Below are 26281 nucleotides of genomic sequence, written 5' to 3' on the forward strand. Positions count from 1 at the left end.
CATGCGAAGCAGTCGATCCAGCGCCGAAGGCGCATCGAACGGCGCACTGCGCGCCGTCGAGTCCACCCGCGACACCACCAGCATCGAACCGTTCGACGACGTACGCGAGCCGGGTATGACCGGGCATGCGGATACCGTGCATCGGGTGAACGGCGCGAGGACCACGACCGGCGGCGCCAGCGTCGCGGGTGGCGTGCAACCTGACGCCACCCAGGACACGACTCGCGACTCAAGCCACGACGCCCCCAACGAACCGCTCAGCCCCGACGACCCGCTCGCCCCGCTGCCCTTCAACCCCTACAAAGGCAACCGCGGCCTCACGCGCGCATGGCACGCGATGAAAAACTCGCTGGCCGGTTTTCGCGTTGCGATTCGCGAGGAAAGCGCGTTTCGTCAGGAACTCACGTTGGCCGCGATCCTGATTCCGTGCGGCCTCGTCGTGCCCGTCGATCCCGTGTCGCGCGTGTTGCTGCTCGGCTCGGTGCTGCTCGTGCTGATCGTCGAGCTGCTCAATTCGAGCGTCGAAGCGGCAATCGACCGGATCTCGCTCGAACGTCACGAGTTGTCGCGCCGCGCGAAGGATCTCGGCAGTGCGGCCGTGATGGTCGCGCTCGGCATGTGTGTGATGACGTGGGGAGTCATCGTCGGGCCGCTGGTCGTCGGCTGGGTTCGCGCGTGGCTTTGAGGTTCGATGCGGGTTGAAGCGCACGCTTCGCCACGCCCCACAGGATGAAAATCCGCGCAGGCGGTTGGGTATTAGAACGCTCGGTTTATAATCGTTTGACGGTCTCACAGGAAAGCGCTCGCGCAAACGGATCCGCGCCTCGCCTCATCCTGCCCTTTCGGGGAGCCCGCCGCGTGTCGGCGGGTTCGGGAGAGCTCAATATACCAACCGCATCCGGGTGGAACACGCAGCAGCGGCACGCCGCCACGCGCCCAGCCCGGCATAACCAGGGCCGGACGACATGGAAGCCAAACCTCCCCGCCGCACGCGCGAACGGATTCTCGAACTGTCGTTGAAGCTGTTCAACGAAATCGGCGAGCCGAACGTCACGACGACGACGATCGCCGAGGAAATGGAAATCAGCCCAGGCAACCTGTACTACCACTTCCGCAACAAAGACGACATCATCAACAGCATCTTCAGCCAGTTCGAGCAGGAGATCGAGAAGCGTCTGCGTTTCCCCGACGACCATCGCGCGACCATCGACGAGATGTGGTCGTATCTGCAGTACATGGTCGATTTCACGTGGCGCTACCGCTTCCTGTACCGCGACCTGAACGACCTCCTCGCGCGCAACCGCACGCTCGAGACGCACTTCAAGCAGATCATCAGCCATAAGGTGCGCTTCGCGAGCCAGTTCTGCGAACAGCTCGTCGCCGACGGCGAAATGGTCGCGACGCCGCAGGAAATGCAGGTGATCGCGACCAACGTCGGCGTGATCGGCACGTACTGGCTGTCATATCAGTTCGTGATGAATCCGCGCAAATACAACGAGCAGGAAGCGATCCGCGAAGAGCTGCATCAGGTCAGCGTGCAGATCGTCTCGCTGATGGCGCCCTACCTGCGCGGCCGCTCGCGGCAGCTGTTCGACGACCTCGTATCGGGCAGGCTGCCCAAGCGCGAGTTCTACGACTACCTGCCGCCGCGTGAAGGCGCCGCGCCTCGCAACGAATCGAAGGACAGTTGAGCATGAAGTCGGTGTGTGTCTATTGCGGCTCCTCGATGGGAGCCAAACCGTTGTATGCGCAGGCGGCGCGCGTGTTCGGCCGTGCGCTGGTCGAGGCCGATCTCGCGCTCGTCTATGGCGGCGGCAAGGTGGGGCTGATGGGCGTGATCGCCGATACCGTGATGGCCGAAGGCGGCCGCGCGATCGGCGTGATTCCCGAGCTGCTCGTCAGCAAGGAAGTGGGGCATAACGGCCTGACCGAACTGCACGTGGTGCCCGACATGCATCATCGCAAGAAGATGATGGCCGAGCTGTCCGATGCGTTCGTCGCGATGCCCGGCGGCGCGGGCACGCTCGAGGAGCTGTTCGAGGTCTTCACGTGGGCGCAGCTCGGCTACCACGGCAAACCGGTTGCACTCCTGAACACCGACGGCTTCTACGCGCCGCTGATCGACCTGCTTCAGCACACGGTCGACGAAGGCTTCATGCGCAAGACCTATCTCGACATGCTGCAGATCGACGCCGATCCGCTCGCGTTGATCGGCAAGCTGCAACACTACGCGCCGCCCGCGCGCGACAAATGGGCGGCGGTCCAAAGCGACGCGATCTGAATCCCGGGTCCGCCGAACCCGAGCGAAGCGCGCCGCGCACGCACCACCCCAACGACGAGGTTGCGATGACGAAAGCTGTTCTGATCACCGGCGGCAGCCGCGGCATTGGCCGTGCCACCGCGCGTCTGCTTGGCGCGCGCGGCTGGTGCGTCGGCGTGAACTACGTGCGTGACCTCGCCGCCGCGCAGCAGACGGTCGCAGAGGTCGAACAAGCGGGCGGCCGCGCGGTGCCGATCGCCGGCGATGTCGCGAACGAAGCCGACGTGACCGGCATGTTCGATACGCTGCAGCAATCCTTCGGCCGCATCGATGCGCTCGTCAACAACGCGGGCATCGTCGCGCCGTCGAGTCAGCTCGCCGATATGGACTTCGCGCGTCTGAAACGCATGTTCGACGTCAACGTGCTCGGCGCCTATCTGTGCGCACGGGAAGCGGCACGGCGCATGTCGACCCAGCGCGGCGGCGCGGGCGGCGCGATCGTCAATGTTTCGTCGGCGGCGGCGCGGCTCGGTTCGCCGAACGAATACGTCGACTATGCGGGGTCGAAAGGCGCAATCGACACGATGACGCTCGGCCTCGCGAAAGAACTCGGCCCGCAGGGCGTGCGCGTGAACGCGGTGCGTCCGGGCCTGATCGACACCGAGATCCATGCGAGCGGCGGCAAGCCCGAGCGCGCCGCGCAACTGGGCGCGACCACGCCGCTCGGCCGCCCCGGCCGCGCCGACGAAGTCGCCGAAGCCATCGTGTGGCTGCTCAGCGACGCGTCGTCGTACGTGACGGGCGCGCTGTTCGACGTCGCCGGCGGCCGCTGAGCGAACGCCGCACGCAACGCGGCGCAAGCCTTAAACACTTGGCGCGGTCCACTACGGCCGCGCCTTTCCAGCCCGCTCCCCCTCTCCTCCTTCCCCACGAACCCTGGTCGATTTCTCATGAAACCGGCACAGCCGCGCATCGAATGCGCGCGCGTTCGTTCGGGCGTAATCTTCAGTAATAATGCGGCGCTACAATCGACCAGATCGTATGCATCCGCAGGCGACGTAAGCAAAGCATAAGTACGAGGCCAACGCCGCCGCGTACGCTGACCAGAGACTTCCATGCAAGACCAGCAGTCCACGCGCTGGCGCGCGCACAGTGCCAACGCGACGGCCCCGACCTCGGCCGCTCCAGCAGGTGGCTCGCACGAGGCCGCGCTTTCCGCCAGCACCGCGCACCCGTTTGCCGGCGCGCAGACCCAGCCGGCGGCCGGGGACCCCGCGGCTTCGGCCGCAGCGGTATACAGCGCCGACACCGCCCATCCATCGGGCTCCGCCGTTTCTGCCGACCGCGCAACGCGCGGCCTGCAGCGTTGGCGCGCGCTCGCGGCGATCCGCCCGCTGCTGTGGCTGGTCGCGCTGGCGATCCTGTGCGCGTGGCTCGCCCCCGGCATTCTCGGCCACGAACCGTGGAAGCAGGACGAAACCTACACATTCGGCATCGTCCAGCACATGCTCGATACCGGCGACCTCGTCGTGCCGACCAATGCCGGCCAGCCCTTCGTCGAAAAGCCGCCGATCTACGATTGGGTCGCCACGGGCCTCGCGTGGATGTTCGGCCGCTATCTGCCTCTGCACGATGCGGCACGGCTCGCGAGTGCGCTGTTCGCGGGCCTGACGGTGTATTACACCGCGCGGGTCGCGCGTCGCGCGGTCGCTGCGTCGAGCTGGTTCGACCTGCGCGTGATCGGCACGCTCGCGCTGTTCGGCGGCACACTCGTCGTCGTCAAACACGCGCACGACATGATGACCGACGTCGCGCTGATGGCCGGCGCCGCGCTCGGCTTTTGCGGACTGTTCGAACTCGTACTCGTGCATCTGCGTGACGACCCGCGCGCCGCGTCGTATTTACCGATGCACTCGCAAGCCGCCCGGCAGACCGAACCGCTCGATGCCCGCGAGCGGCGTCACGCGATCATCAGCGGCGCGACGATGTTCGGCGCGGGCGTCGGCGTGTCGCTGCTCGCCAAGGGGCTGTTCGTACCGCTCGTGTTCGGCGCCACCACCTGCGCGGCGCTGCTGCTCTATCCCGCATGCCGCAGCCGCGGCTTCGCCGGCGCGCTCGGCCTCGCCGCGCTCGTCTGCGCGCCGTTCGCGCTGATCTGGCCGATCTGCTTCTACCTGCGCTCAGAGGCACTCTTCAAGGTGTGGTTGTGGGATAACAACGTCGGGCGTTTCTTCGGTTTTTCGGTCGCCGAGCTCGGCTCCGAAAACGAGAGCCACCTGTTCGTACTGCGCACCGTGCTGAGCGTCGGCTTTCCGGTCGTACCGCTCGCGCTGGCCGCGCTCGCCGGTGGCGCATGGCGGCGCTGGCGCGATCCGCGCGTCGCGTTGCCGGTGCTGTTCGCGGGTATCGGTTTCGCGGTGCTGCAAAGCTCGGCGACGGTTCGCGAGCTATACATCCTGCCGTTCATCGCGCCGCTCGCGCTGGTCGCGATGCAGGGCGTCGAACGTTTGCCGGCGCGCCTGCATACCGGCTGGGATATGACTAGCCGAGTGCTGTTCGGCAGCGCGGCCGCGCTCGTGTGGATCGTCTGGTCGATCATGACGACCCCCGCGAACACGCATGCGTCGCTGCATCTGCTCGGCCGCTGGCTGCCGCTCGACTGGGTGCTGCCGATTTCGCCCGCGCTGATCGTCGGCGCGCTGCTGCTGACGATCGGCTGGCTGTGGCTGCTGCCGTCGTTCAAGTACGCGGGCAAATGGCGCGGCGCGCTCAGCTGGTGCGCGGGCGCGATGCTCGTCTGGGGGCTCGTCAGCACGCTGTTGCTGCCGTGGCTCGACTACGCGAAAAGCTACCGCTCGGTGTTCCGGGACCTCGGCGCGAAGATGGATATCGAATGGAACGACGGCGACTGCATGGCAAGCTCCGGACTCGGCGAATCCGAAGCGCCGATGCTCTTCTACTACACGGGCATCGTGCATCAGCCGAGCGAAGATCCGCGCACGACCGCCTGCACCTGGCTGATCGAGGAAAGCCGCCGCGACAACGCGCGGCCGCCGGCCGGCGAATGGCGGCTGTTCTGGTCCGGTGCGCGACCGGGCGATTCGGATGAGCTGTTGCGCGTCTTCGTGCGCACGCCGATGGCGGGCAAGCTGCACGGCGACGAATAGAGCCGCGCAACGCGTCGCGCTGGCCGAGTGCCTCGCGCGCGCGTCCGCGTCGAGTCAGAACGACGAACCGGGCTCGCGCAGGAACGCGATCTCCTCGTCGCTCGATTCACGTCCGAGCAACCCGTTGCGATGTGGAAAGCGGCCAAATCGTTCAATCGCTTTCGCGTGGCGCAGCGCGTACTGATAGTAGCCGTCACCGCCCGGCTCCGCCGCAAGCTGTTTGAAGAGTCGCAGCGACTCCTGCTGGCTCGCGAGCGTTTCATCGTGCTCGAACGGCAGATACGCGAACGCGCGATGCTGCACGTCCGGCAACAGCCGATCGGCGCCGCTCGCGATGATCCGTTGCGCGGTTTGCAGCGCCTTGCCGTCGGTCGCGAAGGCGCGCGGCGTATTGCGATGGCAGTTGCGGGAAAACTGGTCCAGCACGATGACGAGCGCCAACGCACCCAACGGCGTGCTCTGCCATGCGTCGAGCTGACCCGCGTTCGCCGCATCGATCAGGTTACCGAAACGTTCGCGCAGCATCGTATCGACGGCGTCATCGCGCTTGAACCAGAACTTGCGCTCCGTGCCGCGCTGCGGCGTGCCCGGCGCGCCGAACCAGCAGTCGAGAACCTCGCGCGCCCGCGGCGCGAGCGCCGCATAGTCGGCTTCGACCGAATACGGTGCCGAGGTGGCGTGCGGCGGCGTGTCAGCCATTGCGGTTGCGCATCCAGTCGGCGGTTTCGAAGAACGAGCCGAGCAGGCGCTCGCGCAGCGGTTCCGGCAAGCCGACATCCTCCATCGCCCATGCCATGCACCTCAACCACTGGTCACGCTCGCTCGACGCGATCGCGAACGGCAGATGCCGCGCGCGCAGACGGGGATGGCCAAAGCGGCCGATGTAATGATCGGGACCGCCGAGCCAGCCGCACAAAAACCAGAATAGCTTGTCGCGCGAACCCTCGAGCGACGCCGGATGCAGCGCGCGAATCCCGGCGAAATCCGCCTCGAGATCCATCAGGTCGTAAAAGCGGTCGACCAGGTCGCGCACGCGCGTCTCGCCGCCCACCAGTTCGAAGGCCGTCGGCTTGTCCGAGGACACTTCGTCGTTCAAATCGCTCATACCCTGCTCAACAGCAAAAAGACATCACCAGGAAAACTCACGCGTCGCGCAGCGACTGCAGCGCCGGCCGCGCCAACACATGCCGCAAACTCAGCCACCCGCCGACACCGGCGCACGCGATGCCGGCCGCAACGCCCACCGGCAGCAGCCACGGATCGAAGTCCAGATAAAACTCGAACACGTGCGTGGCCAGCATCGAGCCGACGATCTGCGCGCCGAGCGCCGCCATCAGGCCGGCAAGCGCACCGACCGCGACGAATTCGGACACCTGCACCGACCGCACCTGACGATGCGATGCGCCCAGCGCACGCAGCAGCGCGGATTCTCGCATACGCTCGTCGCGCGTGCCGGCGAGCGCCGCGTATAGCACCAGCACGCCGGCCGCGAGCGTGAACGCAAACAGGAATTGCACCGCGCCGATCACCTGCTGCAACACGCGCTGCACCTGCGCGAGGATCGGGCCGGTATCGATCGCGGTCAGATTGGGATACGCGGCGATCAGGCCATCGATCGTCGACTGTTTCTCCACCGGCAGATGGAAGCTCGTGATGAACGTCGCCGGAAAATCCTGCAACGAAACCGGCGGCATCAGCACGAAGAAGTTGACCTTGAAAGAACCCCAGTCGAGCTTGCGCACGCTCGTCACCGGCGCCTCGACAGTCAGCCCCGTCACGTCGAAGCGCAGCACGTCGCCGGGCTTCACGTTGATCAGCTTCGCGAGACCCTGCTCGATCGAGATCTGCGGCTTCGTCGTCTCGCCGAACCAGGTTCCCGCGGCGATCCGGTTGTCGTCGGGCAGTTGCGTCGTGTAGGACAGGTTGAACTCGCGGTCGACCAGTCGCCGCGCATCCTCGCCCTTGAACGAATCCGGATTGACCGCCTTACCGTTGATCGCGACGAGCCGCCCGCGCACCATTGGCGACAGCGCCGCGCCGGCGATGCCGTGCGCGTCCAGATACTGCGTGACCGCGTCGCGCTGATCGGGCTGGATGTCGATGATGAACTCGTTGGGCGCATCGGGCGGGGTCGATTTGCGCCAGCCCTGCACGAGGTCGTTGCGCGTCATCGCGATCAGCAGCAGGCACATCAGGCCGATGCCGAGCGCGGTGATCTGCAGCGTGCTGGTACTGCTGCGCCGCTCGAGCGACGCCAGCGCATAGCGCCAGCCGATGCCCGCATTGACGCGCTCGCTGCGCACCACGCGCGCCGCGCCCCACAACGCGAGCCGCGCGATGCCGGCGAACACCAGCAGCCCGCCCGCGAATCCACCCGCGACGATGCCCCCGAGCTTCAATTCCCCCGCGGCGAGTATCAGCAGCCCCGCGAACAGCACGATGCCGACCGCGTAGGCGGCCCACGCAGTGCGTCCCTCCTCGCCCCATTCACGCCGCAGCACGCGCACCGGCGGCACGCGCGTGAGCGGCAACAGCGGCGGCAGCGCGAAGCCGAGCAGCAGCACGAGGCCGGCCGCGATGCCTTCGAGCGCGGGCCACAGCGTCGGCTGCGGCAGCACCACGTCGATCAGGCCGCCGAGCCACGTCAGCAGCGCGAGATGCCCGAGATAACCGAGCGCCACGCCGAGCACGCCGCCGAGTACGCCCAGCCCGACGAATTCGAGCGTGAACAGCGCGCGCAGCGCGGCCTGGCTCACGCCGAGACAGCGCATCGCCGCGCAGCCGTCGAGATGCCGGCGCATATAGCGGTGCGCGGCCATCGCGATCGCGACGGCCGCGAGCAGCGCGGTCAACAGCGACACGAGCGTCAGGAAATGGCCCGCGCGATCGAGCGTCTGACGCACCTGCGGCTGGCCGTCCTGCAGCGACTCGAGCGCGACGCCGCGCAGCTTGCCGCCGTCGACGTGCTCATGCGCAAACTGCGCGAAGCGCGCGACCGCGTCGTCTGAACCGGCGACCAGCAGCCGGTACGTGACGCGGCTGCCATAGGTGATCAGGCCCGTCGACGGTACGTCAGCGGCATTCAGCATCAGGCGCGGTGAAAAGTTGACGAACGAAAAGCCGCGATCGAGCTCGCGCGTGATCAGCGCGCCGACCGTGAAGTTGCGATTGCCGAGCTTCACCGCATCGCCGATCTTCAGCTTCAGCGCGTCGAGCAACTGCTGGTCGACCCACACGGTGCCCGGCGCCGGAATGGACGTCGCCGGATGATCGGCCGCACCGGGCGCCGCCGCGATGCGCAACGCGCCGCGCAACGGATAGCCGGGCGACACCGCCTTGACGGCGGCGAGCCGCGACGCCGGCTGCGCGCCGGTCGAATTGATCATGCTGGGAAAGATCGCCGTGGTGGCGGTGCGCAGGCCCATGGCGTGCGCCTCGGCGGCGAATTGCGGATCGACCGGATGATCGGCGCGCACGATGAAGTCGGCGGCGATCATGCGCCGCGCATCGCGCTCGAGCCCCTGATGCAGCCGATCGCCCAGAAACCCGACGCTCGACAACGCCGCGACCGCCAGCACGAGCGCGAGCAGCAACATCGTCAGTTCGCCCGCGCGCCAGTCGCGCGCCGTCATCCGCATGGCCTGGCGCAACAGATCGATGCCGCCGAGCCGCCGCGCCGGTCTCGTGTCGGCGCGCGTTCTTGAACCCGCCTTGGATCCTGGTAGTGCTTCGCTCAATCGTGCCTGCTCCTCGCAAATCGCGACACCATGTGCGTGGCCATGCCGCGAAAACCGCCCTGCACGCCACGCCACAATCGCGGCAATGCCCACGCCGCGAGCAGAAGGAAGCCTACCATCAAGACCAGAAACACGAGCGGCACGAACAGCGCAAGCAGTACGCCGCCGACCACGAGGCCGTCCTCGGCGGTCGACGTGACGAGGTTCGACACCGGCTCCGGCGACAGGTTGATCAGCGCGCGCGTGCCCGCCTTCGCGAGATGCGCGGTGCCGGCGAGCGTGCCGCCCGCGAGCGCGGCAACGCTCAGCAGCGTCGGATCGGCGTGGCCGAGCGCGCCGGCGGCCAGAACGGCGCCGGCCGGAATGCGGATGAAGGTGTGGATCGCATCCCACAGCGAATCGAACGCGGGGATCTTGTCGGCGAAGAATTCGGCCAGCGTCAGCACGGCCGCCGCACCGATCACCCATGGCGATGACAGCGCGGACAATGTGTTCGGCAAGTGAATCAGGCCAAGACGTTCGAACACGCCGGCCAGGAGGACCGTCAGATAGAGGCGCAGACCGCTGCCCCATGAAAGGCCCGCTGCAAGTGAAAGTGATTCAAGCATGGCCGCCTCCACGCGCTAAGTGCGTGCCAGGCGCCGCGGCGGGAACGAGCGGGCGTTCCGCGCCGAAGCCATCAGGCTCGCCAAGCTGGCCGCGCCAGCCAGGCCGCGGGCAATTTCAAGGTCGTTTCTGTCTCATTATAGCTACGATAATTCGCAGAACGCAGAGCGGCGAAGCCTTCGCTGTGGCTTGCAGGCAATGGCGGCCGCGCCCCGAGCGGACGTGGCCGCCCGGTCAGTGCCCCGACGACAGCTTCAGGCCGACGAGACCGATCACGATCAGCGACGCACTGGCGACGCGCGCGACCGTCAACGCCTCGCCCATCATCACGACGCCGAAGATGAACGCGCCGACCGCGCCGATCCCTGTCCAGACAGCATAGGCTGTGCCGAGCGGCAACTGGCGCATCGCGAGCGCGAGCAGCACGAAGCTGCCGAGCGAGGTCACGACCGTGAAGACGGACGGCCACAAGCGGGTGAAACCTTCGGAAGTTTTGAGACCGGCCGCCCACGCGACTTCGAGCAGACCGGCAATCAGGAGAAGAAACCAGGACATCGACACAGCTCCATGAAAAATGGGGCCGTCCCCGATGATTGATGCAGGCGCAAGGTCGTCCTTACGTCGGGAGATTATAGCGAAGCGGCATCGCGGACGAATTCACACCGCGCCCACCAGCCGGTACCCGACGCCGGTCTCCGTGACGATATGCTCCGGCTGCGCCGGATCGCGCTCGAGCTTGCCGCGCAGATGCGCCATGTAGATGCGCAGATAGTGGTGACTCTCGACGTGCGACGGCCCCCACACGTCGCGCAGCAACTGCCGGTGCGTGAGCACGCGGCCCGCATGGCGCACGAGCGTCGCGAGCAGCCGGTATTCGATCGGCGTCAGATGAACCGCGGCGCCGTCGCGCGTAACCTGGCGCAGCGCGAGGTCGACGGTGACCGCACCGAAACGCACCTGCGGCGATTCGTTCGCGCCGCCGTGATTGCGCCGCCGCAGATGCGCGCGGATCCGCGCAAGCAACTCGGACACGCCGAACGGCTTGGTCAGGTAATCGTCGGCGCCTGCGTCGAGCGCGGCGACCTTTTCGCTTTCCTGGGTACGCGCCGACAGCACGATCACCGGCAGCTCGCTCCAGCCGCGCAGCTCGCGGATCACGTCGAGGCCGTCGGTGTCGGGCAGGCCCAGATCGACGATCACGAGATCGGGCTTGCGCGTCGCCGCTTCGACGAGCCCCTGCTTGCCGGTCTCGGCGTCGTACACGGCGATGCCCTCGCCTTCGAGCGCCGTGCGCACGAAGCGGCGAATCTGCTTCTCGTCTTCGATCAGAACGACGGTGATGCTCAGGTCACTCATGGGCGGGGCGGGTGAGCGGGTTGAGGTCGGCGGCGGTGTCGGTGTCGGTGGCTGCGCCTTCGTCTTCGAGCGTATCAAACGTCTCGGGTGCGTCGGGCGGCGTCTTGACCGGCAGCGTGAACCAGAAGCGCGCGCCCTCGACGTGGCCATCCGCGGCCAGCCGGTTGAGCGCGCCGATTGTACCGCCGTGTGCCTCGACGATCGCGCGGCAGATCGCGAGCCCAAGGCCGATGCCTGGTTTCGCCGACTCCTTCTCGCCGCGCGTGAACTTCTCGAACACGCGCGCTTCCATGCCGGCGGGCAGGCCGGGGCCGTTGTCGTCGATCGTGATGCGCACGAACGGCGTGCCGTCCGCGTCGATCTGCTGCGCGCCGATCGCGAGCAGCGTGCCGGACGCCGTGTATTTGGCCGCGTTCTCGAACAGGTTCGAGAACAGGCGCTCCATCAACACCGCGTCGAGATGCAGCAGCGGCAGATCGGCGGGCAGCGTAACCCGCACCGGATGATCCGCGAGCACACGCTTGCACGCGCGCAGCGCGGCGCCGACGGTCTCCTCGAGCAGCGTCCATTGCTGGTTCAGTTGCAGGCTGCCGGCCTGCAAGCGCGCCATGTCGAGCAGATTCGTGACGATGCCGGTCATGCGCAGCGCTTCTTCGTGGATTGCGTCGACGAGTTCGTCGTCACGCCGCGCGGCGGATTGCGCGTCGGTCCGCAAAGAAGCATTCACCTCGCCTGCTGTCCGGCCCTGTCCCGCCTGCCGCCCCTGTGCGAGCATCGACGAAAACCCGACTATCGTCGTCAGCGGCGTGCGCAGATCGTGCGAAATCGCCGACAGCAGCGAATTGCGCAGCCGCTCCGACTCCATGTTGACGAGCGCATCGCGCGCGATATCGACGTAGTGCACCCGTTCGAGCGCGAGCGCGATCTGCGCGGCGAACGCATCGAGCATGCGGCGCTGTTCGGGCACGGTCAGCTCACGCTCGTCACGCACGACCACCGCGAGCACGCCGCGCGTGCGCATCGGCGCCTTCAGCGGCAGATACAGCGCCGCGGCGGCCGGCAGCGTATCGGTGCCGTGGCCGGCCGGCTTCTGCTGATCGTAGACCCATTGGCCGACGTCGAGATCGAGCGCGTCGCCTTCGAGCGTGATCGCCGCGTCGGGGTCCTCGATCTTCTGTTTGATCTGGTCGGCGCTGTCGGGCAGCAGGATCGCCACACGCGCGCCGAACACCTCGCTCACGTGCCGGGTGCCGATGCCGACGATCTGCTCGGTCGCGAGCGCCGCGGCGAGCTCGCGCGCCATCTCATACATCGCGCCGGTGCGCTGCTCGCGGCGTCGCGCGACGCTCGCCTCGTGGCGCAGGCTCGAAGTCAGATGGCTGATCACGAGCGAGGTCAGCAGCATGCCGAAGAACGTCAGCAGGTATTGCGTGTCGGAGACCGACAGCGACATGCGCGGCGGCACGAAGAAGAAATCGAACGCGGCGACGCTCGCGAACGACAGCACGACACCCGGCCCGCGCCCGAGCTTCACCGCGGTGAAGATCACGCCGAGCAGATACAGCATCACGAGGTTGGTCAGATCGATGCGGTCGATCAACTGGCTCGACAGCAACGTGATCGCCGCGCCGATCGCGAGCGCGAACGCGTACGCGCGCGGCGGCGAGCGACGCTCGCGGGCCGCGCTCAACGCCTCGCGCCACGCGTTCGCGGTCGTGTTCAACAGCCGCCGCTGCTCGCCGCCGTCCCGCTCCGACGACACGCGAATCAGCGTGAGATCGAGATCGCCGCTCTTCTCGGCGATGCGCTCGCCCAGCGGCCGGCGCAGCCAGCGGCTCGCGCCCGTGCGCGACGATGCGCCCGCCACCAGCTTCGATACGTTGCGCGCCTGCGCGTAACCGATCAGCGCGTCGAGCGCATCGGTGGCGGCGAGCGTCGCGGTTTCGGCGCCGAGCTCGGCGGCGAGCTTCAGCGCGTTCAACGTGCGTTCGCGGCGCGCGTCGGGCAGGCGCTGCAACGCGGGCGTTTCGACATAGACCGCGAGCCAGTCGGCCCTCAGGCTCGCGGCGAGGCGCGCCGCCGAGCGCACCAGCGCCGGCGCTTCGGGACCAGGACCGACGCACACCAGCAGCCGCTCGCGCGCCTGCCAGATACGCTGGATCGAACGATCGGCGCGGTACTCGCGCATCTGCGCGTCGACCCGATCGGCGGTGCGGCGCAGCGCGAGTTCGCGCAGCGCGATCAGGTTGCCCTTGCGAAAGAAGTTGCGCACCGCGCGCTCCGCCTGCTGCGCCATGTAGACCTTGCCGTCGCGCATGCGGTCGAGCAGTTCCTCGGCCGGCAGATCGACGAGCGTGACTTCGTCGGCATGATCGAACACGCGATCGGGCACGGTCTCCCACACCCGGATGCCGGTGATCTGGCCGACCACGTCGTTCAGGCTCTCCAGATGCTGCACGTTGACGGTCGTATAAACGTCGATGCCCGCGTCGAGCAGTTCGTAGACGTCCTGCCAGCGCTTCAGATGACGCGCGCCCTGCACGTTCGAATGCGCGAGTTCGTCGACGAGGATCAGTTGCGGCTTGCGCGCGAGCGCGGCGTCGAGATCGAACTCGCCGAGCTTGCGGCCGCGATACTCGATCTGCGCGAGCGGCAGCACGTCGAGCCCCGCGAGCAACGCGGCGGTTTCGCTGCGTCCATGCGTTTCGGCGATGCCGACCAGCACGTCGAGACCTTCTTGCTGGCGGCGGCTCGCGGCCTGCAGCATCGCATAGGTCTTGCCGACGCCGGCCGACGCGCCGAAGAAAACCTTCAGCCGGCCGCGCTGGCGTTTTTCTTCGTCGCGCTGCAGCTTGTCGAGCAGTTGGTCAGGATCGGGGCGGTTCATGCGCAGTGGTTTTGATAGTCGTACGAGCGGCGGTGTCTGCATGGTGGCACGGCCCGCGCCGGCCCGCAAATGGCGGCGCGGCGCCACGCGAAACGCCGCTGTTTCATCGATGAACCGCAATTGCGGCTGGTGCGTCGTCGATGCGTTCAGTGTCAGCCGCGCTTCATTTCATCGAGCGCGAGATTGAGCTTCAGCACATTCACGCGCGGCTCGCCGAGCACGCCGAACTGGCGCCCCGTCGTGTAGCGCTCGACGAGCGCCTGCACGTCGTTCGGCGCGAGGTGACGGGCCTGCGCGACCCGCTCGAGCTGATACGCGGCCGCGGCCGGACTGATCTCCGGATCGAGCCCGCTGCCCGACGACGTGACCAGATCGACCGGCACCGGCTTCGACATGTCGGTGCCCGCCGCCTTCAGCGCCGCGAGACGGCCCTTGATCTCGTCGAGCAGCGCGGGGTTGTTCGGCCCGAGGTTCGAGCCGCCCGAGCTTTGCGGGTTGTACGGCATCGGGCTCGTCGCCGACAGCCGGCCCCAGAAGTACTGGGGCGCGTCGAACTGCTGGCCGATCAGCTGTGAGCCGACCACCTTGCCGTTCTGCTCGATGAGGCTGCCGTTGGCCTGTTCGTGGAACGCCGCCTGGCCGAACGCGGTCATCACGGCGGGATAGGCGAGTCCTGTGATCGCGGTCAGCACCGCGAAGATCACGATCAGCGGACGGAACAGATTTTTCATGATGGGTCTCTTTCCCTTTTCATCACATGGTCACTGCGCTCAAACCCAACCGAACGCGGCGAGCACCATATCGATCAGCTTGATGCCGATGAACGGCACGATGATCCCGCCAAGGCCATAGATCAGCAGATTGCGGCGCAGCAGGATCGCAGCGCCTAGCGCGCGATAGCGCACGCCCTTCAGCGCCAGCGGAATCAGCAGCACGATGATCAGCGCGTTGAAGATCACCGCCGACATGATTGCCGAGGTCGGCGTCGCGAGATGCATCACGTTCAGCGCGTTCAACGCCGGATACGTCGATGCGAACGCGGCCGGAATGATCGCGAAGTACTTGGCGACGTCGTTGGCGATCGAGAACGTGGTCAACGACCCGCGCGTCATCAGCATCTGCTTGCCGATCTCGACGATCTCGATCAGCTTGGTCGGATTCGAATCGAGATCGACCATATTGCCGGCCTCTTTTGCCGCCTGCGTGCCGGTGTTCATCGCGACCGCGACGTCGGCCTGCGCGAGCGCGGGCGCGTCGTTGGTGCCGTCGCCGGTCATCGCGACCAGACGCCCTTCGGCCTGATGCGCGCGAATCGTCGCGAGCTTCGTTTCGGGTGTCGCCTCGGCAAGGAAGTCGTCGACGCCCGCTTCGGCCGCGATCGCGGCGGCGGTCAGGCGGTTGTCGCCCGTCACCATCACGGTCTTGATGCCCATCTTGCGCAGCTCGGCGAAGCGCTCCTTGATGCCGCCCTTCACGACGTCCTTCAACTCGATCACGCCGAGCACGCGCGCGCCCTGCTCGCCTTTCTCGGCAACCACCAGCGGTGTGCTGCCGCGTCGCGCGACATCGGCGACCGCGTTGCTGACTTCGTTCGGGAAACGGCCGCCGTTCGCTTCGACATAGTGCTTGACCGCATCGGCCGCGCCCTTGCGGATTTCACGGCCATGAGTCCCGTACGGAGTCCCTTGCGGAGACAGATCGACGCCACTCATGCGGGTCTGCGCCGTGAACGCGAGAAACACCGCATGCAGCGAGGCCATATCGCGCTGACGGATATTGAAGCGCTGCTTCGCGAGCACGACGATGCTGCGGCCTTCCGGCGTTTCGTCGGCAAGCGACGACAGCTGCGCGGCATCGGCAAGCGCCTCTTCGGTCAGACCCGGCGCGGGCAGAAACTGCGACGCCTGGCGGTTGCCGAGCGTGATCGTGCCCGTCTTGTCGAGCAGCAGCACGTCGACGTCGCCGGCCGCTTCGACGGCACGGCCCGAGGTCGCGATCACGTTCGCCTGCATCATGCGGCTCATCCCGGCCACGCCGATCGCCGACAACAGGCCGCCGATCGTCGTCGGGATCAGACACACGAGCAGCGCGGCGAGCGCGGTGATCGTCACCACGTGGCCCGCTTTCGCGGCTTCGACGGAGAACATCGAGAACGGCAGCAGCGTCGCGGTGGCGAGCAGCATCACGATGGTCAGCGCGACGAGCAGGATGGTGAGCGCGATTTCGTTCGGCGTCTTCTGACGCTTCGCGCCTTCGACCATCGCGATCATGCGGTCGAGGAACGCCTCGCCCGGGTTGGCCGTGACGCGCACGACGATCCAGTCCGACAGCACCCGCGTGCCGCCCGTCACCGACGAAAAGTCGCCGCCCGACTCGCGGATCACCGGCGCCGATTCACCGGTGATCGCCGATTCGTCGACCGAAGCGACGCCCTCGATCACTTCGCCGTCGGCCGGGATCACGTCGCCGGTCTCGACCAGCACGACGTCGCCACGGCGCAGATCGGTCGCGGTCGTGATGCGGATCGGCGACTTCGGATGCGGCTCGTTGAGCTTCTTCGCCATCACGTCTCTCTTCGCGCTGCGCAGCGACGCGGCCTGCGCTTTCGAGCGGCCTTCGGCGAGCGCCTCCGCGAAGTTCGCGAACAGCACCGTGAACCACAGCCACAGCGTGACCGCGAGGATGAAGCCCGCGGGCGCCTCGGCCTGACCGCCGAGCGCGGCGATCCACAGAATGGTCGTCAGGATGCTGCCGACGTACACGCAGAACATCACCGGGTTGCGAAACTGCGTGCGCGGCGTGAGCTTTTTAAAGGAGTCCACGATCGCCGGGCGCAGCAGCGCCGGGTCGAACATGGACCGGGTAGCGTTATGTTCAGTCATTGAATCCTCGAATGTCCGTGGGCGCTTGCAGGCTTGCGGCGTGCAAGCGCCTGTTCGGTCGTTGGCTCGCTGCCGTGGGTCACTGCCGTGGGTCAGTGCGCGCCGATCATCATCAGTTGCTCGACGCCGGGACCGAGCGCGAGCGCCGGGACATAGGTCAGCGCGCCGACCAGCAGCACCGTGCCGAGCAGCAGCACGACGAACAGCGGTCCGTGCGTCGGCAGCGTGCCGCCGGTGACGGCGATGCGCTTCTTCGCGGCGAGCGAACCGGCGATCGCGAGCACCGGCACGATCGTGCCGAAGCGCCCGAACCACATCGCGATCGCGGTGAGCCAGTTGTAGAACGGCGTATTCACCGTGAGACCCGCGAACGCGCTACCGTTGTTGTTCGCCGCCGAGCTGAACGCATAGAGGATCTCGGAGAAGCCGTGTGCGCCAGGGTTTGCGATGCCGGCCTTGCCCGCCTCGCTGAGCACCGCGATCGAGGTGCCCACCAGCACGAGCAGCGGCGTGAGCAGCACGACGATCGACACCATCTTCATCTCGTAGGCCTCGATCTTCTTGCCGACATATTCAGGAGTACGCCCGATCATCAGTCCCGCGACGAACACCGCGAGCAGCGCGAACACGAGCATCCCGTACATGCCGGAACCGACACCGCCGAAGATCACTTCGCCGAGCTGGATCAGCAGCATCGGATACAGGCCGCCGAGCGGCGTCAACGAATCGTGCATGTTGTCGACCGCGCCGCACGAAGCCGCCGTCGTCGCGACCGTGAAGATGCCCGACTGCGCGATGCCGAAGCGCGTTTCCTTGCCCTCCGCATTGCCGCCCGCCTGCAGCGCGTTCGCCGACTGGTCGATGTTGAGCGCCGTGAACGCGGGATTGCCGCTCTGCTCGGCGCTGATCTCGCCGAACACGCAAACGCCGAACGCGATCGTCATCGCCGCGAGCACCGCGACGCCCTGCCGCCGGTCGCCGATCACGCGGCCGAACACGAGCGCGAGCGCCGCCGGGATGATCAGGATCGAGATGATCTGTACGAAGTTCGAGAACGGCGTCGGGTTTTCGTACGGATGCGCGGAGTTGCCGTTGAAGAAGCCGCCGCCGTTGGTGCCGAGCATCTTGATCGCTTCCTGCGACGCGACCGGGCCCATCGCGATGGTCTGCGTCTTCACGGGCGTGTCGAGCGTCACCGGATCGCCCTTCGCGTCCTTCACCGGATTGCCTTGCGCGTCGAGCTTCGGCGCGGCGTAGGTGGTGGTCTGCAGCGTCGGCACCTCCTGATATGCCTTGAAGTTCTGGATCACGCCCTGACTCATCAGCAGTGCGGCGATGATCGCCGCCATCGGCAGCAGGACGTACATCGTCACGCGCGTGATGTCGACCCAGAAGTTGCCGATCGTCTTCGCCGTATGACGCGCGAAGCCGCGCATCAACGCGAACACGACGACGATGCCGGTCGCCGCCGACAGGAAGTTCTGCACGGTCAGGCCGAGCATCTGCGTCAGATAGCCGACGGTCTGCTCGGGCGTGTAGTCCTGCCAGTTGGTGTTGGTCACGAAGCTGACCGCGGTGTTGAACGCGCTGTCGACCGACATCGCGCCGAACTGCTGCGGATTGCCGGGCAGCCACCCTTGCACGCGCAGCAGCACGTACAGGAACGCCGCGCCGAGCACGTTGAATGCGAGCGTGGCGACCGCGTAGTGCCTCCAGCCCATTTCCGCCGCTGGATCGACGCCCGCGATACGGTAAAGCAGCCGTTCGAGCGGCGCGCCGAAGCGCACCACGCGCGAACTGCCGTCCATCACGGCGCCGAGATAGCTCGCCATCGGCACCGCCGCGGCCAGTAGCACGACAATAAAAAGACTCGCCTGCAGGACATCGTTCGTGTTCATTCAATGTCCTCCGCGCGCAGCAGCGCATACACGAGATAGACGAACAGCAGCGCGGTGGACGCGCCGGCCAGCCACAGCATCCAGGTCATCAGCGCGCTCCTTGTCCGCGGCGCAACTGCATCAGCTTCTCGCAGCCGCCAATCAGCCCAAAGGTCAGCAAGGCAAACAGCGCCAGGCCCCCGACATACAGCACATCCATTCTCGTTCTCCATTCACGGACTTTGGATGGATAGAACGGTATGCCGATCGGCCTAAAGGGCTGGTCAAAGATCGTGGGGTGCGCGTAAAAATCGCGTAAACGGACAAGGCCGTTTCATCTCGCGATGAAACGGCCCTGATGGATGACGTGCAGCGCAGCCCGAGGCCGCGCTGCCACTTCTTTACGGCAGCAGGATCGTCGACCCCGTCGTGCGGCGCCCTTCGAGGTCCGCATGTGCCTGCCCGACGTCCGGCAGCGCATAGCGCTGATTGATGCTCGTCTTGACCTTGCCCGAGCTCAGCACGTCGAACAGCTCGGCCGACATCGCCTCGTAGTCGCTGCGTTTCGCCATATAGGTGAAGAGCGTCGGTCGTGTAAAGAACAGCGAGCCGCGTCCCGCGAATTCCGACGAATCGATCGGCGGCAGCGGACCCGACGCGTTGCCGAAGCTCACGAACAGGCCGAGCGGCGCGAGACAGTCGAGCGATTTTTCGAAGGTGTCCTTGCCGATCGAATCGTAGACGACCGGCACGCCCGCGCCGTTGGTGATCTCGCGTACGCGCTTCGTGAAGTTCTCGCGCGTATAGACGATCGCGTGATCGCAGCCGTGCGCTTTCGCGATCTCGGCTTTCTCGTCGGAACCGACCGTGCCGATCACCGTCGCGCCGAGCGCCTTCGCCCACTGGCACACGAGCAGGCCGACGCCGCCCGCTGCGGCCTGAATGAGGATCGTGTCACCGGCCTTCACGCGATACGTGCGGCGCAGCAGATATTGCGCAGTCAAGCCTTGCAGCATCACCGACGCGGCCTGCTCGTCGCTGATCGCATCGGGCAGCTTGACGACCAGCGCGGCCTGCAGCACGCGCTCCTGCGCATACGCGCCGGGCGGCCGCGCGACGTACGCGACGCGATCGCCGACCTTCAGACCGGTCACGCCCGAGCCCACCGCGCTGACCTCGCCGGCCGCTTCCATGCCGAGTCCTCCCGGCAGCGGCAGCGGATACAGACCGGTGCGGAAATACACGTCGATGTAATTGAGGCCGACCGCCGTCTGGCGAATGCGGATCTCGCCCGCGCCGGGCTCGCCCACCTCGACGTCGACCCATTTCATGACTTCGGGGCCGCCGGTTTTGTCGAAACGGATTGCCTTGACCATCACGTCTCCTTCATCTGTCATCTGTATGGATGTGGGTGCGGCGACGCGCGCGCTCACGCCTCGCCGGACAGGCGCAGCGTCAGCACGTCGAGCACCATGCGGGCGGTCGAAATGTTCGTCGCGCACGGAATGTTGTGCACGTCGCACGCGCGCACTAGCGCGTTGATGTCCGGCTCGTGCGGCTGCGGCGTCATCGGGTCGCGCAGGAAAATCACCATGTCGACGCGCCCTTCGGCGAGCTGCGCGCCGATCTGCAGGTCGCCGCCGTGCGGGCCCGACAGCATGCGCTCGACCGTCAGGCCGTGCGCGTCGCTGATGCGTCCGCCGGTCGTGCCGGTTGCGACGATCTCGCAGCGCGCGAGCGTGTCGACGTATTCGCCGGCCAGTTTGACGATGTCGTCCTTCTTGTGATCGTGCGCGATCAGCGCTATGCGGGTGCTCATGACGTAAGACTCCTCAAACCCTTGTGGCTATCGTTGTTGTGATGTGACGGGTGTCGTTCGCGCGCGGCGGCTCGGTACGGGCCTGCTCGGTACGCACCAGCTCAGTACGTACCGGGATAGGCGCCGCCGTCGATCAACCAGTTCTGCCCGGTGATGTAACCCGCGTGCGTGCTGCACAGGAACGCGCAGGCGCGGCCGAATTCTTCGCGATTACCGAAGCGGCCGGCGGGGATCGTCTTCATGCGCTGTTTGCGCGCTTCGTCGATCGAAATGTTGTGCGTCTTCGCCTGCGCCTCGAACGTGACCGCGATACGGTCGGTATCGAACAGGCCCGGCAGCAGGTTGTTGATCGTCACGCCGGTCGGCGCGACCTTGCGCGCGAGCCCCGCGACGAAACCGGTCAGGCCGGAGCGCGCGCCGTTCGACAGACCGAGCACGTCGATCGGCGCCTTCACCGCTGAGCTCGTGATGTTGACGATGCGCCCGAAGCCGCGCGCGCTCATCGTGTCGATGGTCTGACGGATCAGCTCGATCGGCGTCAGCATGTTGGCTTCGAGCGCGCGGATCCAGTCCTCGTGCGTGAAGTTGCGGAAATCGCCCGGCGGCGGACCGCCCGCGTTGTTGACGAGAATGTCCGGCTGCGGGCAGGCCGCGAGCGCGGCCGCGCGCCCTTCAGGCGTGGTGATGTCGCATGCGACGGTCTTCACCTCGACGCCGCTCTGCTTGCGGATCGCCTCGGCGGTCGCTTCGAGCGTTTCGGCGGTGCGCGCGACGATCGTCAGGTCGACGCCCTCGGCGGCGAGCGCTTCCGCGCAGCCGCGTCCCAGACCTTTGCTCGCCGCGCAAACCAGCGCGCGGCGTCCTGCGATTCCCATGTCCATGTGTATGCCCTCGTGGCGAAGTTTCCCCAGATTCTAGAAGAATCGGTGCCGGACTGTGCCGCGTCGCTACAATCTCAGGTATCGCCGGGCGGTACTCTTTCGGTAAACTCGCGCGGTGGCGCGCTTTTCCACCGTTCGTCCGACCTTCGAGCGCGGACTGAGCCAACGGATGAGCGCGCCGAACCGATCCACCTTGCCGCCGCGCGCGAGCCCGCCATGACCCAGGACAGCCGTTTCCCCAATCTCTTCATCCTCGATCACCCGCTGATCCAGCACAAGCTGTCGCACATGCGCGACCGGGACACGTCGACCCGCACGTTCCGCGAACTGCTGCGCGAAATCACGCTGCTGATGGGCTACGAAATCACCCGCAACCTGCCAATGACCACGCGCCGCATCACCACGCCGCTCGTCGAGATCGACGCGCCGGTGATCGCCGGCAAGAAGCTCGCGATCGTGCCGGTGCTGCGCGCGGGCGTCGGCATGTCGGACGGCCTGCTCGAGCTGGTGCCGTCGGCGCGCGTCGGCCATATCGGCGTGTATCGCGCGGAGGATCATCGGCCGGTCGAATACCTGGTGCGGCTGCCGGACCTCGAAGACCGCGTGTTCATCCTCTGCGATCCGATGGTCGCGACCGGCTACTCGGCCGTGCACGCGGTCGATGTGCTCAAGCGCCGCAACGTGGCGGCCGAGAACATCATGTTCCTCGCGCTCGTCGCCGCGCCCGAGGGCGTGCAGGTGTTCCAGGACGCGCACCCGGACGTCAAGCTGTTCATCGCGTCGCTCGATTCGCATCTGAACGAGCATGCGTACATCGTGCCGGGCCTGGGCGACGCGGGCGACCGGTTGTTCGGTACGAAGAACTGACGCGCCGGGGGCCAGCGGGGTGGCCTGGCGATGCCGCCGCCCCGGAACCGGCCCCGCTTTCGCCCGCATCCGGCCCTCGCGGCGACACATCCGCGCCGCCTCCATTCATTTTCGCGTCGATTTCATGGCATTTGCGGCCGGTTTCGCGGCGCGGCCCCCTCTGCCGCACCCTCGCGGCATGATAAAATTCGAATCCGCTCGACGGAGCGCCTCGACCCGCACGATCACTCGCACCACCGCCTGCAATTTCGACTGGCGCCCCGCGCTTTCGCATCAGGTCATGCGGCGCCTGGCCGCGCAAGCTGCGCCGCTCCGCCGCGTTGCCGCCCTGCGGCTCCGCCTGGCCGGCCGATCATGCACGAACCGGCACGAACACCTACCGGCGGGCAAGCGCGGAACGACGCGCGGGAACGGCCAGGCTGAGATCGGCGGCACAGGTGGCCGCCTCGACGGGCCAACACGAGCGACAAGCACAAGCGGCCGGCAGCCTTTCACCTGACGGATTGACATCGAGGCGCAACACGCGAGGCGCCCGACATCGCAACGACAATTGCACTATGCGTGCGCCCCGCTGGCGCGCGCGACGGAGAAAAGTATGGCGGGTCATTCGAAATGGGCCAACATCAAGCATAAGAAAGCAGCGGCCGATGCCAAGCGCGGCAAGGTCTGGACGCGGCTCATCAAGGAAATCCAGGTTGCGGCCCGTCTGGGCGGCGGCGAAATCGACTCGAACCCGCGTCTGCGGCTCGCGGTCGACAAGGCGTACGACGCCAACATGCCGAAAGACAACATCAACCGCGCGATCCAGCGCGGTGTCGGCGGCGCGGACGGCGCGAACTACGAGGAAATCCGCTACGAAGGCTATGGCATCGGCGGCGCGGCGGTGATCGTCGACACCATGACCGACAACCGCACCCGCACGGTCGCGGAAGTGCGTCACGCGTTCTCGAAGAACGGCGGCAACATGGGCACCGACGGCTCGGTGTCGTTCATGTTCGATCACGTCGGCCAGTTCCTGTTCGCTCCCGGCACCGCCGAAGACGCGCTGATGGAAGCCGCGCTCGAAGCGGGCGCCGACGACGTCGTGACGAACGAGGACGGCAGTATCGAGGTGCTGTGCCCGCCGAACGATTTTTCGAAAGTGAAGGCTGCACTCGAAACGGCGGGCTTCAAGGCCGAACTGGCCGAAGTCACGATGAAGCCGCAGACCGAAGTCGAATTCACCGGCGACGATGCCGTGAAAATGCAGAAGCTGCTCGACGCGCTGGAAAATCTGGACGACGTGCAGGAAGTCTATACAAACGCGTCGATCGCCGGCGAGTGATGGCGCGCCGGGCTCTGGCATCGTTTGCCCTTGCTGTTGATGGTTTATTGCACGGCTGAGCACACCGCTCGGCCGTTTATGGTTTTCAAGTCTCGGGGATTCACATGAAGTTACTCGTCGTCGGTTCCGGCGGTCGCGAACATGCGCTGGCATGGAAGCTCGCGCAATCGCCGCGGGTCCAGCTCGTCTACGTCGCGCCGGGCAACGGCGGCACCGCTCAGGATGAGCGTCTGCTCAACCTCGACATCACCGAGCCGGCCGCGCTCGCTGATTTCGTCGAAAAAGAACAGATCGCGTTCACGCTGGTCGGGCCGGAAGCGCCGCTCGCGGCAGGCATCGTCAACCTGTTCCGCTCGCGCGGTCTGAAGATCTTCGGGCCGACCAAAGAGGCCGCCCAGCTCGAAAGCTCGAAAGATTTCGCCAAAGCGTTCATGAAGCGCCACGGCATCCCGACGGCCGAGTACGAAACCTTCGCCGACGTCGCCGCCGCGCACGCGTATCTGGACGCCAAGGGCGCGCCGATCGTGATCAAGGCCGACGGCCTCGCCGCCGGCAAAGGCGTGGTGGTCGCGCAAACGCTGCAAGAAGCGCACGCCGCGGTCGACATGATGCTGTCGGACAACAAGCTCGGCGACGCCGGCGCGCGCGTCGTAATCGAGGAGTTCCTCGCCGGCGAGGAAGCGAGCTTCATCGTGATGGTGGACGGCAAGCACGTGCTCGCGCTCGCGTCGAGCCAGGATCACAAGCGTCTGCTCGACGGCGACCAGGGCCCGAACACGGGCGGCATGGGCGCCTACTCGCCCGCGCCGATCGTCACGCCGCAGCTGCATGCGCGCGTGATGCGCGAAATCATCCTGCCGACCGTGCGCGGCATGGAGAAGGAAGGTATCCGCTACACCGGCTTCCTGTACGCGGGCCTGATGATCGACGCGCAAGGCAACCCGAAGACGCTCGAGTTCAACTGCCGGATGGGCGACCCCGAAACGCAGCCGATCATGGCGCGTCTGAAAGGCGACTATTCGAAAGTGGTGGAACACGCGATCGCCGGCACGCTCGACACCGTCGAGCTCGAATGGGACCGCCGCACCGCGCTCGGTGTCGTGCTCGCCGCGCACAACTACCCGGACACGCCGAGGAAGGGCGACCGCATCAACGGCATTCCCGCCGAAACCGCGGATTCAGTCACGTTCCACGCCGGCACCACGCTGACGGACGGCAAGCTGACCACCTCGGGCGGGCGCGTGCTGTGCGTCGTCGGTCTCGCGGATTCGGTGCGCACCGCGCAGGCGGCCGCGTACCACACGATCAACCAGATCGCGTTCGACGGCATGCAGTACCGCCGCGACATCGGCTATCGCGCGCTCAACCGCAAGCACGACGGCAAGTAAGCTTCGCTAGCGCTGGACGCCGTGCGGGCGGCGCACTGCCGGTGCCACAGGCGCCGCCGTGCGGGCACGTTACACGACGCGCGCTACACTGAATCTGTCCCGCTCGTCGCGGCAGACGGGCCCGGAGCCCGCGAATCGACTGAAGCGGCAAGCCGCCTCTGATGTTCGCCTCCGGCAACCAGGCAATCCGAACCAGCGGTCCAAGTTCGCAGAGACCCGGCGCGAACGCGGCCATCGCTTTCTTTCGAAGAACCCGCGGCACGACGAGCGTGCCGCCCCAGCACCTGCATTCATGAGCAATTCGAGCTACGACGCACAAGCCGTGCGCAGCTGGCTGCAAGGCCTGCAATCGCATATCGCGGACACGCTCGGCGCCTTCGACGGCTCCGCGTTCGCTACCGACGCGTGGCAGCGCGCGCCCGGCGAGAAGCTGCGCGGCGGCGGCGTCACGCGGATTCTCGAAGGCGGCCAGTTCTTCGAGCGCGCGGGCATCGGCTTCTCGGACGTCGCGGGCGACGCGCTGCCGGGCTCGGCAAGCGCCGCGCGGCCGCAACTGGCCGGGCGCGGCTTCGAGGCGATGGGCGTGTCGCTCGTGCTGCATCCGCACAATCCGCACTGCCCGACCGTGCACATGAACGTGCGCCTGCTCGTCGCGACGAGGGAAGGCGAAGAACCGGTGTTCTGGTTCGGCGGCGGCATGGACCTGACGCCCTACTACGGCTACGAAGAGGACGCCCGGCAGTTCCATCAGGTCTGCCGCGACGCGCTCGCGCCGTATGGCGCGGATCTGTACCCGCGCTTCAAGCGCTGGTGCGACGAGTACTTCTTCCTGAAGCACCGCAACGAGCCGCGCGGCATCGGCGGGATTTTCTTCGACGATTTCTCGGTGCCGGGCTTCGAGCAATCGTTCGCGATGCTCAAAAGCGTCGGCGAAGGCTTTCTCAAGGCGTACCTGCCGATCATCGAGCGGCGCCGCGACACGCCGTACGGCGAAGCCGAGCGCGCGTTCCAGGCTTACCGGCGCGGCCGCTACGTCGAGTTCAATCTGGTCTTCGACCGTGGCACACTGTTTGGGCTGCAGAGCGGCGGACGCACCGAATCGATCCTGATGTCGATGCCGCCCGTGGCGAACTGGCGCTACGACTGGCACCCCGAGCCGGGCACGCCGGAAGCGCGTTTGTACAGCGATTTCCTCGTGCCGCGCGAGTGGGTATGACGCGCCACCTGTCT

24 protein-coding genes are annotated in these 26281 nt (G+C 66.7%); 9 read left to right on the top strand and 15 right to left on the bottom strand.

The window, feature by feature from the left end; all coding sequences use genetic code 11:
• The first annotated feature begins 1 nt into the window (after position 1).
• From HDG34_RS08975 to HDG34_RS08995, 5 genes are all read left to right on the top strand, one after another.
• Positions 2-685 carry a diacylglycerol kinase gene (locus tag HDG34_RS08975; RefSeq protein ID WP_184059352.1) on the top strand — a complete coding sequence of 228 codons (684 nt, stop codon included), beginning with the start codon at positions 2-4 and terminating at the stop codon, positions 683-685.
• Between the two features lie 280 nt (positions 686-965).
• The gene (locus tag HDG34_RS08980) at positions 966-1691 is read left to right on the top strand and encodes a TetR/AcrR family transcriptional regulator (protein WP_090803741.1); all 726 of its coding nucleotides are present in this window, start codon (positions 966-968) and stop codon (positions 1689-1691) included.
• A gap of 2 nt (positions 1692-1693) precedes the next feature.
• A complete protein-coding gene (locus HDG34_RS08985; protein WP_184059354.1) occupies positions 1694-2281 on the top strand; it encodes a TIGR00730 family Rossman fold protein in 588 nt (195 codons plus the stop codon).
• A 65-nt stretch (positions 2282-2346) separates the two neighbouring features.
• On the top strand, positions 2347-3093 hold the full coding sequence (locus HDG34_RS08990; RefSeq protein ID WP_184059356.1) for an SDR family oxidoreductase: 747 nt from the start codon (positions 2347-2349) through the stop codon (positions 3091-3093).
• Positions 3094-3375: 282 nt separating this feature from the next.
• Entirely contained in the window at positions 3376-5427 is a 2052-nt protein-coding gene (locus HDG34_RS08995) for a glycosyltransferase family 39 protein (RefSeq protein ID WP_184059358.1), read from the top strand.
• Between the two features lie 54 nt (positions 5428-5481).
• Here the strand turns inward: HDG34_RS08995 and HDG34_RS09000 are convergent, their stop codons facing one another.
• The 15 genes from HDG34_RS09000 to HDG34_RS09070 all read right to left on the bottom strand — a co-directional run bounded on the left by HDG34_RS09000 (position 5482) and on the right by HDG34_RS09070 (position 21472).
• Complete coding sequence (locus HDG34_RS09000) at positions 5482-6126, bottom strand: DUF924 family protein (RefSeq protein ID WP_184059360.1); 645 nt, start codon at positions 6124-6126, stop codon at positions 5482-5484.
• Positions 6119-6532 (bottom strand): group II truncated hemoglobin, encoded by a 414-nt coding sequence (locus HDG34_RS09005; RefSeq protein WP_184021737.1) that lies wholly within the window; start codon positions 6530-6532, stop codon positions 6119-6121. The genes HDG34_RS09000 and HDG34_RS09005 overlap by 8 nt, the downstream gene beginning before the upstream one ends.
• Positions 6533-6569: 37 nt before the next feature.
• The gene (locus HDG34_RS09010; protein ID WP_260321114.1) at positions 6570-9059 is read right to left on the bottom strand and encodes an ABC transporter permease; all 2490 of its coding nucleotides are present in this window, start codon (positions 9057-9059) and stop codon (positions 6570-6572) included.
• A 101-nt stretch (positions 9060-9160) separates the two neighbouring features.
• Complete coding sequence (locus HDG34_RS09015; RefSeq protein ID WP_184059364.1) at positions 9161-9772, bottom strand: DUF4126 domain-containing protein; 612 nt, start codon at positions 9770-9772, stop codon at positions 9161-9163.
• A gap of 232 nt (positions 9773-10004) precedes the next feature.
• Entirely contained in the window at positions 10005-10325 is a 321-nt protein-coding gene (sugE, locus tag HDG34_RS09020; protein ID WP_184059366.1) for a quaternary ammonium compound efflux SMR transporter SugE, read from the bottom strand.
• Between the two features lie 102 nt (positions 10326-10427).
• A complete protein-coding gene (gene kdpE, locus HDG34_RS09025; protein ID WP_176109149.1) occupies positions 10428-11126 on the bottom strand; it encodes a two-component system response regulator KdpE in 699 nt (232 codons plus the stop codon).
• Complete coding sequence (locus HDG34_RS09030) at positions 11119-14013, bottom strand: DUF4118 domain-containing protein (RefSeq protein ID WP_184059368.1); 2895 nt, start codon at positions 14011-14013, stop codon at positions 11119-11121. Before HDG34_RS09030 ends, kdpE begins: the two co-directional genes overlap by 8 nt.
• A gap of 152 nt (positions 14014-14165) precedes the next feature.
• Positions 14166-14744, bottom strand: coding sequence for a potassium-transporting ATPase subunit KdpC (gene kdpC / locus HDG34_RS09035; RefSeq protein ID WP_090803729.1), 579 nt, complete (start codon positions 14742-14744; stop codon positions 14166-14168).
• Between the two features lie 39 nt (positions 14745-14783).
• The gene (kdpB, locus tag HDG34_RS09040) at positions 14784-16895 is read right to left on the bottom strand and encodes a potassium-transporting ATPase subunit KdpB (RefSeq protein WP_184059370.1); all 2112 of its coding nucleotides are present in this window, start codon (positions 16893-16895) and stop codon (positions 14784-14786) included.
• A gap of 92 nt (positions 16896-16987) precedes the next feature.
• Positions 16988-18793 (bottom strand): potassium-transporting ATPase subunit KdpA, encoded by a 1806-nt coding sequence (gene kdpA / locus HDG34_RS09045; RefSeq protein ID WP_184059372.1) that lies wholly within the window; start codon positions 18791-18793, stop codon positions 16988-16990.
• Positions 18790-18882, bottom strand: a complete 93-nt coding sequence (gene kdpF, locus HDG34_RS09050) for a K(+)-transporting ATPase subunit F (protein WP_013088901.1) — start codon at positions 18880-18882, stop codon at positions 18790-18792. The genes kdpA and kdpF overlap by 4 nt, the downstream gene beginning before the upstream one ends.
• Entirely contained in the window at positions 18882-18992 is a 111-nt protein-coding gene (locus HDG34_RS09055; RefSeq protein WP_018419977.1) for a hypothetical protein, read from the bottom strand. Before HDG34_RS09055 ends, kdpF begins: the two co-directional genes overlap by 1 nt.
• A 181-nt stretch (positions 18993-19173) precedes the next feature.
• Positions 19174-20148, bottom strand: coding sequence for a quinone oxidoreductase (locus HDG34_RS09060; protein WP_184059374.1), 975 nt, complete (start codon positions 20146-20148; stop codon positions 19174-19176).
• 53 nt (positions 20149-20201) lie between these two features.
• Positions 20202-20591, bottom strand: coding sequence for a methylglyoxal synthase (locus HDG34_RS09065; RefSeq protein WP_013088898.1), 390 nt, complete (start codon positions 20589-20591; stop codon positions 20202-20204).
• 101 nt (positions 20592-20692) lie between these two features.
• Entirely contained in the window at positions 20693-21472 is a 780-nt protein-coding gene (locus HDG34_RS09070; protein ID WP_090803723.1) for an SDR family oxidoreductase, read from the bottom strand.
• A gap of 216 nt (positions 21473-21688) precedes the next feature.
• Between HDG34_RS09070 and upp the strand changes: the two genes are divergently transcribed.
• The 4 genes from upp (at position 21689) to hemF (ending at position 26267) form a co-directional block, all read left to right on the top strand.
• A complete protein-coding gene (gene upp / locus HDG34_RS09075; protein ID WP_026225693.1) occupies positions 21689-22339 on the top strand; it encodes a uracil phosphoribosyltransferase in 651 nt (216 codons plus the stop codon).
• Positions 22340-22934: 595 nt separating this feature from the next.
• Positions 22935-23663 carry a YebC/PmpR family DNA-binding transcriptional regulator gene (locus HDG34_RS09080; protein WP_018419973.1) on the top strand — a complete coding sequence of 243 codons (729 nt, stop codon included), beginning with the start codon at positions 22935-22937 and terminating at the stop codon, positions 23661-23663.
• Between the two features lie 104 nt (positions 23664-23767).
• Positions 23768-25051 (top strand): phosphoribosylamine--glycine ligase, encoded by a 1284-nt coding sequence (gene purD, locus HDG34_RS09085; RefSeq protein ID WP_184059377.1) that lies wholly within the window; start codon positions 23768-23770, stop codon positions 25049-25051.
• Between the two features lie 292 nt (positions 25052-25343).
• Positions 25344-26267: an oxygen-dependent coproporphyrinogen oxidase gene (gene hemF, locus HDG34_RS09090; RefSeq protein WP_184059379.1), complete on the top strand. Its 924-nt coding sequence runs from the start codon at positions 25344-25346 to the stop codon at positions 26265-26267.
• The last annotated feature ends 14 nt before the right edge of the window (positions 26268-26281 follow it).

The organism is Paraburkholderia sp. HC6.4b (genome assembly GCF_014200875.1).
Taxonomy (GTDB): domain Bacteria; phylum Pseudomonadota; class Gammaproteobacteria; order Burkholderiales; family Burkholderiaceae; genus Paraburkholderia; species Paraburkholderia tuberum.